Source organism: Salibacterium sp. K-3 (genome assembly GCF_054052005.1).
The window spans coordinates 1-13,079 of the sequence record NZ_JBSVZE010000002.1; the positions used below are offsets into that span (position 1 = coordinate 1).

At 47.7% G+C, this 13,079-nt stretch carries 18 protein-coding genes; 8 read left to right on the forward strand and 10 right to left on the reverse strand.

Annotated features, from left to right (window positions below):
- The first annotated feature begins 432 nt into the window (after nucleotides 1-432).
- Nucleotides 433-795: a YgzB family protein gene (locus ACW9JV_RS12070; RefSeq protein ID WP_457334772.1), complete on the forward strand. Its 363-nt coding sequence runs from the start codon at nucleotides 433-435 to the stop codon at nucleotides 793-795.
- A 51-nt stretch (nucleotides 796-846) separates the two neighbouring features.
- Here the strand turns inward: ACW9JV_RS12070 and perR are convergent, their stop codons facing one another.
- The 3 genes from perR to bcp all read right to left on the reverse strand — a co-directional run bounded on the left by perR (nucleotide 847) and on the right by bcp (nucleotide 2,257).
- Nucleotides 847-1,281 (reverse strand): peroxide-responsive transcriptional repressor PerR, encoded by a 435-nt coding sequence (gene perR, locus ACW9JV_RS12075; RefSeq protein WP_457334774.1) that lies wholly within the window; start codon nucleotides 1,279-1,281, stop codon nucleotides 847-849.
- 99 nt (nucleotides 1,282-1,380) lie between these two features.
- On the reverse strand, nucleotides 1,381-1,686 hold the full coding sequence (locus ACW9JV_RS12080; protein WP_457334776.1) for a cyclic-di-AMP receptor: 306 nt from the start codon (nucleotides 1,684-1,686) through the stop codon (nucleotides 1,381-1,383).
- A 103-nt stretch (nucleotides 1,687-1,789) separates the two neighbouring features.
- Nucleotides 1,790-2,257 (reverse strand): thioredoxin-dependent thiol peroxidase, encoded by a 468-nt coding sequence (gene bcp, locus ACW9JV_RS12085; protein WP_457334778.1) that lies wholly within the window; start codon nucleotides 2,255-2,257, stop codon nucleotides 1,790-1,792.
- Between the two features lie 104 nt (nucleotides 2,258-2,361).
- On the opposite strand from bcp, the gene ACW9JV_RS12090 reads away from it, so the two are divergent.
- Genes ACW9JV_RS12090 through ACW9JV_RS12100 form a run of 3 tightly spaced genes read left to right on the forward strand, consistent with a single transcriptional unit; the run spans nucleotide 2,362 to nucleotide 6,083 of the window.
- Nucleotides 2,362-3,663 (forward strand): glutamate-1-semialdehyde 2,1-aminomutase, encoded by a 1,302-nt coding sequence (locus tag ACW9JV_RS12090; protein ID WP_457334780.1) that lies wholly within the window; start codon nucleotides 2,362-2,364, stop codon nucleotides 3,661-3,663.
- Between the two features lie 58 nt (nucleotides 3,664-3,721).
- Nucleotides 3,722-4,966: a GTPase family protein gene (locus tag ACW9JV_RS12095; RefSeq protein ID WP_457334782.1), complete on the forward strand. Its 1,245-nt coding sequence runs from the start codon at nucleotides 3,722-3,724 to the stop codon at nucleotides 4,964-4,966.
- A 28-nt stretch (nucleotides 4,967-4,994) separates the two neighbouring features.
- The gene (locus ACW9JV_RS12100) at nucleotides 4,995-6,083 is read left to right on the forward strand and encodes an FUSC family protein (RefSeq protein WP_457334784.1); all 1,089 of its coding nucleotides are present in this window, start codon (nucleotides 4,995-4,997) and stop codon (nucleotides 6,081-6,083) included.
- A gap of 33 nt (nucleotides 6,084-6,116) precedes the next feature.
- On the opposite strand, the gene ACW9JV_RS12105 is transcribed toward ACW9JV_RS12100, so the two are convergent.
- Together ACW9JV_RS12105 and ntdP are read right to left on the reverse strand one after the other, a co-directional pair.
- Nucleotides 6,117-7,859, reverse strand: a complete 1,743-nt coding sequence (locus ACW9JV_RS12105) for an ABC transporter ATP-binding protein (RefSeq protein WP_457334786.1) — start codon at nucleotides 7,857-7,859, stop codon at nucleotides 6,117-6,119.
- Between the two features lie 13 nt (nucleotides 7,860-7,872).
- A complete protein-coding gene (ntdP, locus tag ACW9JV_RS12110; RefSeq protein WP_457334788.1) occupies nucleotides 7,873-8,400 on the reverse strand; it encodes a nucleoside tri-diphosphate phosphatase in 528 nt (175 codons plus the stop codon).
- 179 nt (nucleotides 8,401-8,579) lie between these two features.
- Between ntdP and ACW9JV_RS12115 the strand changes: the two genes are divergently transcribed.
- Nucleotides 8,580-8,744 (forward strand): hypothetical protein, encoded by a 165-nt coding sequence (locus ACW9JV_RS12115; RefSeq protein ID WP_457334790.1) that lies wholly within the window; start codon nucleotides 8,580-8,582, stop codon nucleotides 8,742-8,744.
- A gap of 58 nt (nucleotides 8,745-8,802) precedes the next feature.
- Here ACW9JV_RS12115 and ACW9JV_RS12120 read toward each other — a convergent pair whose 3' ends face one another.
- Nucleotides 8,803-8,991: a gamma-type small acid-soluble spore protein gene (locus tag ACW9JV_RS12120; protein ID WP_457334792.1), complete on the reverse strand. Its 189-nt coding sequence runs from the start codon at nucleotides 8,989-8,991 to the stop codon at nucleotides 8,803-8,805.
- A gap of 69 nt (nucleotides 8,992-9,060) precedes the next feature.
- Entirely contained in the window at nucleotides 9,061-9,810 is a 750-nt protein-coding gene (gene fabL, locus ACW9JV_RS12125; protein ID WP_457334794.1) for an enoyl-[acyl-carrier-protein] reductase FabL, read from the reverse strand.
- Between the two features lie 83 nt (nucleotides 9,811-9,893).
- Here fabL and ACW9JV_RS12130 point away from each other — a divergent pair, with 83 nt between their 5' ends.
- From ACW9JV_RS12130 to ACW9JV_RS12140, 3 genes are all read left to right on the forward strand, one after another.
- The gene (locus ACW9JV_RS12130) at nucleotides 9,894-10,061 is read left to right on the forward strand and encodes a hypothetical protein (RefSeq protein WP_457334796.1); all 168 of its coding nucleotides are present in this window, start codon (nucleotides 9,894-9,896) and stop codon (nucleotides 10,059-10,061) included.
- Between the two features lie 60 nt (nucleotides 10,062-10,121).
- A complete protein-coding gene (locus ACW9JV_RS12135; RefSeq protein ID WP_457334798.1) occupies nucleotides 10,122-10,436 on the forward strand; it encodes a hypothetical protein in 315 nt (104 codons plus the stop codon).
- Nucleotides 10,437-10,508: 72 nt separating this feature from the next.
- Nucleotides 10,509-10,871: a hypothetical protein gene (locus ACW9JV_RS12140; protein ID WP_457334800.1), complete on the forward strand. Its 363-nt coding sequence runs from the start codon at nucleotides 10,509-10,511 to the stop codon at nucleotides 10,869-10,871.
- Between the two features lie 7 nt (nucleotides 10,872-10,878).
- Here ACW9JV_RS12140 and ACW9JV_RS12145 read toward each other — a convergent pair whose 3' ends face one another.
- Genes ACW9JV_RS12145 through ACW9JV_RS12155 form a run of 3 tightly spaced genes read right to left on the reverse strand, consistent with a single transcriptional unit; the run spans nucleotide 10,879 to nucleotide 13,068 of the window.
- Nucleotides 10,879-11,640 (reverse strand): SDR family NAD(P)-dependent oxidoreductase, encoded by a 762-nt coding sequence (locus ACW9JV_RS12145; RefSeq protein ID WP_457334802.1) that lies wholly within the window; start codon nucleotides 11,638-11,640, stop codon nucleotides 10,879-10,881.
- Nucleotides 11,631-12,728, reverse strand: coding sequence for an A/G-specific adenine glycosylase (gene mutY / locus ACW9JV_RS12150; protein ID WP_457334804.1), 1,098 nt, complete (start codon nucleotides 12,726-12,728; stop codon nucleotides 11,631-11,633). Before mutY ends, ACW9JV_RS12145 begins: the two co-directional genes overlap by 10 nt.
- A gap of 1 nt (nucleotide 12,729) precedes the next feature.
- Nucleotides 12,730-13,068 (reverse strand): hypothetical protein, encoded by a 339-nt coding sequence (locus ACW9JV_RS12155; RefSeq protein WP_457334806.1) that lies wholly within the window; start codon nucleotides 13,066-13,068, stop codon nucleotides 12,730-12,732.
- Nucleotides 13,069-13,079: the final 11 nt, after the last annotated feature.

Consider the following 13,079-nt stretch of genomic DNA (forward strand, 5'->3'; position numbering starts at 1 on the left):
ATGTATTAGGCACGCCGCCAGCGTTCGTCCTGAGCCAGGATCAAACTCTCCATTGAAAGTTTGATGCTGTACTGCTTTTATCTGTATGGTTCGTCGAACCATTTGAATTGACAGACGCTTGACTTTCATTCAATTTTCAAAGAGCAATGATTAACCCGCCTTAATAAGCGGCTTTTATAATTTATCATTTCCTCCAGACAAAGTCAACAACTTTTTTTAGAGGAAAATAAGGCGCTGTCTGTTGTTCCCTCAACAGCGACAGTAACTAATATACCACCCTGATTATAATGAGTCAACAATCTGCTTAAATTTTTTTCGACATGATCACATTTCCATGATCAGGCATTTTTATATTGGGACTTCTATAGATTAAACTTTCATTTAGGGCAGCCCTTTATTTTATGATATACTTTGCAGACAGGAGGGTATTATATGGCATCAAAAGGAATGAATAAGATCAACCGGATCAGGACATTTGCCCTTTCCCTTGTTTTTATCGGGATTCTGGTTATGTATATTGGAATCTTTTTTGATTCTTCTCCTCTTATCATGACAATCAGCATGATTATTGGTTTCATTTTTGTCATATCGAGCAGTGGAGTCTACTTCTGGATCGGAATGATTTCCACCAATACCGTAAAAGTGGAATGCCCGGGCTGCGGGAAAGTCACAAAGGTTCTCGGGCGGGTCGATGCGTGCATGTATTGTGATGAACCGTTAACCCTCGACCCTGACCTGGAAGGAAAAGAATTTGACCCGTCTTATAACCGCGGATCCAGCCGGAACAAATCCTGAACAGGCGAAAAAAAGGCTCTTTAGGAGGACAAACCTCGTAAAGAGCCTTTTTTAATGTGCAACACTTTTACAGTCCGGGCAGCTTCCGTAGATTTCCATACGATGATTCTTTACCTGGAAGCCGGTAACCTGTTCGGCCAGCGTCTCCACTTCATCCAGTCCGGGGTAATGAAAGTCTACAATCTTTCCACAGTCAGAACATATAACGTGATAATGATCCGTCGTCACGCAGTCAAACCTGCTTGACGAATCTCCGTATGTCAGCTCTTTGACAATACCGACGTTTTTAAATACCCGAAGATTATTATAAACCGTGGCAACGCTCATGTTTGGGAATTTGCTTTCCAGTGCCTTATAGATATCATCTGCTGTCGGATGATTCATTGTTTCATACAAATATTCCAAAATGGCATGACGCTGCGGGGTCATGCGAACCTTCGTATTTTTCAGCGCATTGACTGCCTCCTGAAGCTGTTCGTTCGCCATCGCCATGCACCTCGCTTTCTTCATAAACCAATTCTTACATAATAATTCTTATAAACTATTCTATAGGAAAAGCTGAAATAATGTCAATGAAGGTGTCTTTCAGGATTTTTCCACCGTGTTCCCGAAGAACGCAGCGTTTTCCGCGGACAGAACAAAATAGGTGAAGCGGCGCGGGGCTTCAGACTGCCTGCCTTTCTCCGCCTCCAGAGAGGTGCAGACCTCTTTCAGATCCGCTTTCAGCTTCTCTATGTTTTCTTCTTTCACCCCGAAAAGGAACGTTGTACTTCCCTTTTTGATAAAACCGCCGCTGCTGGACAGTTCCGTCATACGGTATTCTTTTTTCTTCATTTCTTTTTCAATTTCCGACGTGTAGTAATTATTCACAATGCAGATCATCAGCTTCATGCAGAAACCCTCCGGCCTTTCGTCTCTGTTCTGTCATTATATCATGCGGAATTGTTTCTGTAACATATGGTTATCCGCTGCTATCGGACAGCACAAGGGAACGTTAAAGATTGTTCTTGATATATTCCAGCGTTTCCTGTACGTGCTGGTCCACTTTTACGTTCCTCCACTCTTTCACAATCGTCCCTTCTTTATCAATAATAAATGTAGAACGGACAATTCCCATATACTCTTTGCCGAAATTCTTTTTCAACTGCCATACACCGTAGGCTTCTGCCACTTCCTTCTCTTCATCGGCCAAAAGCGGAAACGACAGCCCGTGTTTTTCAATAAACCTGCGGTGGGACTCCGGAGAATCTGGACTGATACCAAGAATCCGGGTGTCCACTTCATCAAAAGCTTCCGCATGATCCCGGAAATCGCAGGCTTCTGTCGTACATCCGGGAGTCATGTCTTTCGGATAAAAATAGAGTACGACATTTTTTCCCTTTACATCCGAGAGGCTGATTTCTTCCCCGGTGCTTGATGGGAGAGAAAAATCAGGAGCTTGTTTTCCAGTCATATCCGTCATTCATCATCATCCTTTTCCATATTAAATATTCACGGTCCGTTATTGGTTCTCTATTCTACATGGTACAATATGTTATGGAATTTTTCACTTTAGGAGGATCAACCATGAATATAGAACAGTCTGAACGCTTATATCAGGAAGCCTGCGAACATATTGTCGGCGGCGTGAACAGTCCGTCCCGTTCCTTTAAAGGAGTCGGGGGAGGCACCCCGGTCTTCATGGAAAAAGGAGAAGGAGCTTACTTTTATGATGTGGACGGCAATTCCTATATTGATTATCTCGGCGCATACGGCCCTATCATTACCGGCCACGCCCATCCGCATATTACAAAAGCCATCAGCAGCGCAGCCGAAAACGGTGTCCTTTACGGAACCCCGACTGTGCTTGAAAACAGGTTCGCAAAAATGCTGAAAGAGGCGATTCCTTCACTTGAAAAAGTCCGCTTCGTTAACTCCGGCACCGAAGCTGTCATGACCACAATCCGTGTAGCACGGGCCTATACCGGACGGACAAAAATCGTAAAGTTTTCCGGGTGCTACCACGGTCATTCCGACCTTGTGCTTGTCGCTGCAGGGTCCGGTCCGGCCACACTTGGTTCTCCGGACTCTGCCGGAGTAACGGCCAATATCGCGGAGGAAGTTATTACCGTTCCTTTCAATAATCCCGAAGCATTGCAGGAAGTGCTGGACCAATGGGGAGACGACATTGCAGCGGTTCTCGTCGAGCCGCTTGTCGGCAACTTCGGCATTGTCGAACCGGCGGAAGGATTTCTGGAGAAGGTGAACGAAGCTGCACATAATGCAGGAGCTTTAGTGATCTACGATGAAGTTATTACCGCTTTTCGTTTTACGTACGGAGGAGCGCAGAATCTTTATGGTGTCACGCCGGACATGACAGCCATGGGCAAAATTATAGGCGGCGGACTGCCTATCGGCGCGTACGGAGGAAGAGTGGATATTATGGAAAATGTCGCTCCGCTCGGCCCTGCCTACCAGGCAGGAACGATGTCCGGCAATCCGGCCTCCATCAGTGCAGGTATCGCCTGCCTGGAAATTCTCAAAGAGCCGGGGACGTATGAGCATCTTGATTATCTGGGAGAAAGACTGCAGAAAGGTCTCGAGACTGTTATCAGCGAACACAGCATAGATGCGGTAGTAAACCGGCGCTGCGGTGCCCTGACTCTGTATTTCACCTCAGAAAACGTAACCGACTACGACGGAGCGGAGCAAAGCGACGGCGAACTATTTCAGCAGTTCTTCCATCTTATGCTGGAGCAGGGCATAAATTTGGCCCCTTCGAAATATGAAGCATGGTTTCTGACCACCGCCCATACCAAAACCGATATCGATCAAACGATTGAAGCTGCGCGTTACGCATTTCAGCAGATCGAAAAAAATCAGCAGTAAAAGATTATACCTTTCCATGAATGGGAATAAAAAGAGGAAGAAAAAGGAGGGACAAGGCATGCAGAACGAAGAAACAAAACAATGGTTCCAGGAACCGGTCCGGTTAATGCGCAAAAAACTTCTGCCGAAAGTGCCCGGTCCTGTCAAAAAGCAGATCGAAGGAGAAATAGAGCGGCTTGAAGATATCTTTCTGGATAACCGCTCCCCCCGGTTTGTCATTGTCGGACGCCGCGGCGCGGGTAAATCAACGTTTATCAATGCCGTCTTTCAGGCGCCTGCGGCAGACGTCGGTTCCGTGAAAGCGCAGACCGGCCGCGGGATTTGGCACTCTTTTCAAAAAGATGACGCCGCCTCCGGTGCTATGGATATTCTTGATACAAGAGGGATCGGAGAAGGATCCCGCCCGGAAGAGACAGCGGAAACCGAAGATTCTCTCGCGGAAGTGAAGCACTCCCTGGACGAACAATGCCCGGATGTCTTTTTGTTTCTTGTGAAGGCCAAAGAAGTCGATGCCCGTATACAGGAAGATATCGACCAGCTTCAGGAACTGCGTGCCCATGTGGAACGTGTTCATCAATATGTCCCTCCGGTAATCGGCATCGTCACCCAGGTCGATGAGCTCGATCCTGTGTATGATACGGAACCTCCGTTTGAGAAGGAAAAAAGAACAAATATTGATCATGCCTCCTCCCACCTTGAAGATAAACTCAGGGATCAGATCGAAGGAGTTATCCAGGTATTTCCGGTGTGCGCCTACATTGCTTTTAAAGACGGGGAAATCGTCTATGACCGGCGCTGGAATATGGAAGAAACGCTTCATTATTTGTTGAATCATCTCCCGGGGAGCACCTGGCTGCAGTGGGCAAAAATCACCCAGGCTGCCGAAATTCAGCGGAGCATTGCACGCTCCATCGGGAAAAGCGCCGCTCTCATTAACGGAGGCTTCGGCGCGCAGCCGGTACCTGTCGCTGACATGCCGGTCATCACCGGGGTGCAGATATCGATGATTACAAGCATCGCCTATATTTCCGGACGTGATTTGAACCGGAAAAGCATCTTCGAATTCATCGGTGCTCTTGGAATCAACGTAGGCGCGGCTTATGCGTTCCGGCAGGCCGCGCGTTCCCTGAGCAAAGTGGTGTTTCCCGGCGCCGGCCATGTCATTTCCGGAACGGTCGCCTCAGCGGCAACGTGGTCTTTGTGCAGGGCTGCCATCGCGTACTTTATTGACAGAAAGTCGGCCGATCAAGCCAAACTGATTTTTGAACAGACAAGACAGGAAGAAGAACCCCCCCAGACTTGACGATACCCATTTTGAAGCAGGAAAGGAATTGGAACGTTTCATGAAACTTGGGGCTCGGATTTTCAAAACCGGACTTGCGATCATAGCTGCAATTTATGCTGCTTCCTGGGCGGGCCTGGAACCGTCGTTTTTCGCGGCCATTTCCGCCACGTTTGCGATTCAGCCTTCGATCTACCGGTCCTACCAGACGATTCTGGAACAGATCCAGGCAAATGTACTCGGCGCTGTCATTGCGACTGTATTTGCCCTTGCATTCGGCCATGAGCCGGTTGTTACAGGGGCGGCGGTTATGCTCGCCATCAGTATCATCCTGAAACTGAAGCTGGAAAGTTCTGCGATTTCTCTTGCCCTTGTTACCATCATTATTATCATGGGGCGGCCTGCAGAAAGCTTTCTTCTATTTGCACTGGAACGCTTTTCTCTTGTGATGCTCGGGGTACTGGCCGCCTTTCTCGTAAATCTCCTGTTTCTTCCTCCAAAATACGAAACCCGGCTGTACTATAAAATTTCGGATCTGACCGAAGAAGTCATCCGCTGGACGCGGCTTATCCTGCGTCATGAAACGAATCAGCATTCACTGAAAAAAGACATCCCCCGCATGAATGAATCGACTGTGGATGTCGAGAACCTATATCTTCTTTATAAAGAAGAACGCAGCTACTTTCTCCGGTACTCCCTTGCAAAAGCGCGGAAACTGGTCCTATTCAAACAGATGATTGCTGCATTAAAAAGAATATTTGCTATCCTTCAATCCATGGATAAGTATGAAAATGAATGGAATCACCTTCCGGCAGAAATGCAGAAACAGATCAAAACACAGCTTGACCACCTGATGAATTATCATGACCGGATTCTGCTTCGCTATATCGGCAAAGTGAACACACAGCTTCCTGAAGAAATGGAAGAGGAAATAACAAAAGGAAAAACACTGCTCACGGAAAACTTCATGCGGATATATGAGAACAATGAAATAAACAGGGATGAATGGTTTCATGTACTCCCGGTTATCGCCCACATCATGGAATACCACGATCACCTGGAACATCTCGACCGCCTCGTGGAGAGCTTTTTCAGCTATCACAAAGAAGACAACACCGTCCAGGTCGATCCAGAATAAAAAAAGATGCTCCGCCTGGTGCGGGCATCCTTTTTATATATGCTGCACATTATACAGTTTTTTGTAAGAACCATTTTGTTTCATCAGTTCCTGGTGGGAACCGTCTTCGACAATTTCTCCGTTTTCCACCACGACAATGCGGTCGGCGTGAGTGATGGTGGAAAGCCTGTGGGCGACAATGAAGGTCGTACGGTCCCGTGCCAGTGTTTCCATCGCTTCCTGGATCAGATGCTCGCTTTCCAGATCAAGCGCGGATGTAGCTTCATCAAAAATAAGCATCGGCGGGTTTTTCAGAAAAACACGGGCAATGGCTATCCGTTGTTTCTGGCCGCCGGAAAGCTTCACTCCCCGCTCGCCGACAGGAGTATCATACCCCTGGGAAAGCTCCTCTATAAAATCATGGGCGTTGGCGGCCTTTGCTGCCGCAGTCACTTCTTCGTCGGACGCATACGGATTTCCCATCCGGATATTCATCTCCACCGAATCGCTGAACAAGACGTTATCCTGCAGCACCATGCCGATTTTGTCACGCAGGGAGCGCACCTGATAATCCCGGATATCTTTGCCGTCCAGCTTGATACGTCCGGAGGTCACATCATAGAAACGGGGAATAAGACTGACCAGTGTGCTTTTACCTCCCCCGCTCATGCCGACAAGCGCCACCGTCTCGCCGGCTTTCACATTCATATTGATCGTTTGAAGCACGTCTTCGCTTTCATCTTCATACTGAAACGAGACATTTTCGAAGGCCACATCGCCCCTGGCATGCTCCAGCGGCACGGCCTCGTCTTTGTCCACGATATCATACTCTTCATCCACGAATTCAAATACGCGGTCCATCGATGCAATCGACTGGGTAAGGGTTGTCGAGGAATTAATCAACCTCCGCAGCGGCGCATACATCCGCTCCATATACGAAACAAACGCTACCATTTCCCCAACTGCCAAATCGGAAGTCAGTACAAACCAACCGGCTGTCAGTATGACAATCAATGGGGCAATATCGGTGATGGTATTAACGACAGCAAAGGTCTTGGCATTCCATCGCGTATGATCCACTGCTTTTTCCAGGAAGTTACTGTTCCGTTTGTCGAACTGTTCCTGTTCATAATCTTCCAGGGCAAAGCTTCGGATGACGTTCATTCCCTGCACCCGCTCGTGAAGATGCCCCTGCACATCTGCCAGAGCTGCCGAACGGCGGACGGTTAAATCACGCAGTCTCGTATAAAAATAATTAATGGAAATAATATAGAGCGGAAACAGGGATACAGCGACCAGCGTCAGCCATCCATTCATCGTGAGCATAATTACAAGCACGATAACAATCGTTGCCATATCAAGCCATATATTCATCAGCCCGGTAATGACAAAGTTTTTCGTCTGTTCCACATCATTGATAACCCGGGATATAATTTCCCCTGCCTTCCGGTTGGAATAAAACCGGAGGCTTAATTTCTGGATATGAGTGAAAAGCTGATCCCGTATATCGTACAGTACTTTACTTCCCGTCCACTGAGCAAAATACTGACGGTAGTATTCCACGGGCGGCCGCACCACCAGAAAGAGGAACACGGCTCCGCCCAGCAGCCAGAAAAGCCTCGACACTTTTTCATCTGCGGGCATTCCGTCCGCCAGTATTATTTCATCAATGACATGGGCGAGAATAAGAGGCGTGAGAAGCGGAATTCCGAACTTCAGCACACCTATGATAACGGTAAGTATAATAATTTTTTTATAAGGTTTTACAAACTGTAAATATCTTCGGATGCTGCCCATGATTCACCTCAATCTACCGAAAAAAAAGAAAACGCTCATACCACTTTTCCACAAACATTGGTTCAAACGGTCCTTTCCGTTGATAAATCCAGCTCTGCAGTTCTTCCAGTCCCTCTTCTATCTTCTCTTCAAGTTCCGGAGGATAACCCATCTGTCGTTTGTGCATATGGTACTCATCTTTATCAAGGATATGATAGGTCCTGTCCGGAAACACTTTTATATCCAGATCATAATCAATGTATTTCAATGCTTCTTCGTCCCATACGAACGGAGTGCCGACATTGCAGTAAAAGTGAATGCCGTCGGACCGCACCATTCCGATGGTGTTAAACCATTTCTCACTGTGAAAATAACAGATCGCTGGTTCTCTTGTCCGCCAGATCCGTCCGTCTGCTTCGCGGACGAGAATCCGGTCATTGCCGGCGATGATTTCTTTGGATGTTCCTTGAAGAATAAGGGTTTCTTCCCAGATCCGGTGAAGGGTTCCGTCATGTTTATAGCTTTGAATTTCAATGGTTCTGCCTGTTTCCGGGAAATCCATGCCTTTCTCCTTCCTGCTGCAACGTAAATACTCCTGCTCATCAATTATACATCCAGCCGGGTGTGAAGAAAACCAGAGAACATTTACAACCTTCGTCGATTGATACTGATTTGATGTTTATTGATTATTTGGGAAGGGAAAGTTTCCTTTTAAGAAGCCAAGAGAAGGAGGAAATTTCAATGCCAAGAAGAACACCGGATCACGAATACGAAGAACGCCATATTGAAAAAAAAGAAGACAAATCGAGTGTCGCCGCGACCTTCATTAAATATTTCGCTTATGTTCTTATCTTTTTCGGATTTTTATGGTTTCTTGTGCAGTATGTATTCCCCATGTTTCAGTAAAAGGTTAAAAAAGACCTCTCCGGGCGCATCTGCGCCGGAGAGGTCTTTTTTTGTGCGGTTATTGCTGTTGTTGATTCTGGGCTTTTTTCTGCTGGGACTGCTGGTTCTGTTTACGCACTTCCTGTGCGTCGGTTTCGCTGGCAAATTCCGTCTGCTGGCTCTGGTTCTGCGCAGAAGCCGCATTCTGACGGCGCACTTTTTGTGCATTGGTTTGTGAAGCGTTGTTTTGCTGCTGATTGTTAGCCATTCTTCATCACCTCCACATCGATTAATTTCCCCCGGTCGGGGTCATATTATCCATGCAGAGGAAGGGAATTTATGTCAGAAGCGAAATCCCGCCGTCAATTGTAATCGTCTGTCCCCGTATCATGGAAGCTTCATCGGATAATAAAAACATTACGCCGCCCGCGAGGTCTTCCATTTCCACCATCCTGCCGGCAGGCGTTCGTTCTTCGGCTTCACGAAGCAGTTCTTCCCGGTTCGGAAAATGGGTAAGTGCTTCTGTATCCACTGCTCCTCCGGAGACAGCGTTCACGATAATCCCTTTTTCGGCGAGTTCCACCGCCAGGTATCTCGTCAGTGCTTCCACCGCTGCTTTGGATACACCGACGGCTGTATAGTTTTTCAAATAACGCTGCGCACCGAGGGAACTGAGACTCACAATTTTCCCGCCGCCGCTTCTTTCCATCAGTGCCGCCGCTTCCTGCGCACAAAAAAGCAGTGCCTTGCTGTTGATATTCATCGTCCAGTCCCAGTGACTTTCTTCCAGTTCCATTGCCGGCCGCAGCACACCGGAAGCGGCGTTATTTACAAATACATCCAGACGCCCGAACTGTTCGTCAATGGCGGCGAACAATTCCTTTACCTTATCCGGTTTCCCAACATTTGCTTTCACCGTGAGGGCATTCACTCCATATGTTTCCATTTCTTCCGCTGTTTCCTCGGCAGCACTTTTGCTGCGCGCATAATTAATAACAATATTATACCCTTGTTCCGCTAATTTCTTTGCAATTTCCCTGCCAATACCACGGCTGCTGCCGGTGACGAGGGCTGTTTTCTGTTCCATTGTCTCCTCCTTTCGACCGCTACATTATTATAACGTATAAAGAAGCCCTGTCCTACAAAAACTATCCAAAAAAAGGTGATTTCATGTACCGGGATTTTTCCGAACTAAGCATGACCCCCAAGACAGAATGGAGCAGAGAGGAACTTCTTCACTTCCACGAAAGTTTTCAGCAGCTGCTTCCGTATTTAACCGCAGAGGGCGGTGTCATCTATAAAGAAATTCTGAAAGAACTCGCCTCCCGTGAACATTAGTGTAATGCTAAGCCCAGACGGGTATAGCTTTCCCAGAATATAATAAAAAGGAGAGATTCTGTGGAACGCCGTACCTATTATGTAGAACTTGATCAACCTATGATGGGCATTACCGATGTGAAAACCGATGAAAATACGATCCAGTATGAAATCCATGCCACCCCTGAGGAAAAACATGAGCTCGAAAAATTATTGAACCGCGTACAAAATGAAGGAATCAGCGGTTCTGATATTCTCGAACGCGTTCATGACGAAACGAAAGCCGAACGGGCAAAGCGGGAAATGAAGACGGAATTGAAAGACCTTTATGGGAAAATTTATGAACTCGGTGCACCGGAAACAAGAACATTTTTCCGGAGTCAGGGGCTGGCGTGAGGTACTGTTCTCCGTATAAAACTCCTCCTTTGAAACAAAATAAGACCAACCGTTTCAAAGGAGGAACACCCGTTGGAGAAAAAGACATATTATGTCAACCTGAACCCGATCAGCATGGACGATATCAGCCGTATGAAAATCCCGGACAGCAACCTGATTCAATATGAAATAGAAGCGGATGAAGAGGAACTCGAACAACTCGACTTTCTTCTGGGAGAAACCCAGGATCATGATCTGGAGTCCCGGAATCTGTTCACTTTCCGTCATTTCGATGAATCGATCGAAGAGACCGACCGGCATGAATTTCAGCGCGGGATGGACCACGTCCTCCAGAAAATTTACGACTTGGGCACACCGGAGACAAAACAAAAAATGAGGGAAGCTCATATTCTGAATGACGAACCGAAACGGAATATGAGACGCCCCCCTCATTAAGCTTCTCTTACATATTCATGTAGGACTGACCGCCGTCTACGTTGACGCTTGCACCTATCACCCAGGAAGCGCGTTCTGAGGCGATAAACGTAACAACATCCGCAATTTCCTCAACAGTACCGAAGCGGCCGGCCGGAATTTCATCTTTAACAAATTGATTGATTTTTTCCGGATTTTCGTCCAGTCGTTTCTGCCAGTTGCCGGTCGGATGCAGAACAGCTCCCGGCGCCACCGAATTCACCCGGATGCCGAATGGAGCCGCTTCATCGGCGAGTGCTTTTGTGAAGCTGATCATCGCCGCTTTGGCGTTGTTGTACGTCGGTTTGCCGCCTGACTCCCGTCCGAAGATCGACGAAATATTAACGATGCTGCCGCTTCCTTTTTCCTTCATTGCGGGAAGAACGGCTTTACTGAAATGAACCGCCGATAAATAATTAAGATGGAGTGCTTCTTCAAAGGAAGCAAGCGGTGTTTCTTCCACTTTTCCGCCACTGCTTCCGCCGACGTTATTGACTAAAATATCCACAGCTCCAAGGGACTCTTCTGCTTCTTGTAAAACAACTCGATCCCGCTCTTCTTCTCTACTGAGATCCGCCTGAATCGTATGGACACCGCCAAGCTCTTCCTGTGCCTGTTTCAGCCCTTCTTCCGATCGTGCCGCAACCGCTACTTCCGCTTTTTCCGCCAGAAAAGCAGCGGCAATTCCCTTGCCGATTCCTTTTGATCCCCCGGTCACCAGTACACGTTTTCCTTCCAGTCCTAAGTCCATGAAGGCGCCTCCTTTTCTTTTCTATCTTCGAGTATCTTCTGATGAGAGACAGGAAATGCATAGTCCTCCGTCTCCTCCATCGTCACCCACAGGCTGTCCGCGTTTCGGACTGCAGTGTCATCGGTCCACGCTTCAAACACGGTAATATACCAGATTAAATGAGAAAATACATGCTCCACTTTCTGCAGCGGCTCCCCAATTTCCGCCGTCACTCCGTATTCTTCGGCAAGGTATTGTTTCAACGCCTCTTCTCTCGCCTGCTGTCCCGGAACTTCCGTATTCGGAAATTCCCAGAGCCTCGCAAGAAGGCCCGATTCGCCGCGTTGATGGATGAGCATCCTGCCGTCTTTATTTTTCAGTACGACAGCAGCCATATCCTTTGCTTTCGGAGCTTTCTTTTTGGCCTTCACAGGAAGTTCCTCCGCTGTTCCCTGACGGCGTGCTTCGCAGAAGTCCTGCACCGGACAGAGCAGACACCCCGGGGATTTCGGAGTGCAGACAAGCGCCCCGAGTTCCATAACGGCCTGATTAAACGCGGACGGTTTCACGCCTTCGAGAAACGGGGCGACGAGGGCTTCAAACCGTTTTCTCGTTTTGGCCTTCCCGATGTCATCGCTGATATTAAAAATTCTCGAAAATACCCGCATGACGTTGCCGTCCACCGCCGGTTCCGGTTTTTCATAGGCTATGCTGAGCACCGCCCCCGCCGTATAAGGTCCAACTCCTTTCAGCGAGGAAAATTCGCTGCGTTCTTCCGGAACGGTACCTCCGTATTCTTCTACAACTTCTTTGACCGCAGTCTGGAGATTGCGGACTCTGGAATAGTATCCGAGGCCTTCCCACGCTTTCATTACCTGTTCTTCATCGGCATACGCGAGCGATTCTGGATCCGGAAACCATTCCATGAACCGGTGAAAGTAGGGGATGACGGTATCCACCTTTGTCTGCTGCAGCATGATTTCAGAAACCCAGACTCTGTACGGGTCCTGATTCTGCCGCCAGGGCAGCTCCCGTTTATGATGCTCGTACCACGACAACAACTGCTGCTGAAAATCATGGATAGTTGATTCGTCAGTGTTTTCGTGCATATCATGTCCCTCCCGGCAGTTCGTTAAGTTCTTCATTTTTAGACACAAACGCCCAGCAGTGCAGCTTTTCGAGGCCGCCTTCAAGACAGTCGTCCAGTTGCCCGAAAACGGGATGATTCTTTGAACGGCGTGCCTCTTTTACGGTATGATAGACAGACAAGCTTTCAACCTCAAACACTTCTACATATAAATGTTTTTGGTCCACGGCTTCAAACCATTGAAAAGAAGATGCACCAAAGGCGGCGAGCGCTTCAGCTGTTTCCTTCATGACCCGCGCGTACCGCTGCTTTTTATCCGGAGCGATTTTATATTCTATAAAGATATGTATTTTTTTCTTCATACGGTTTGGTT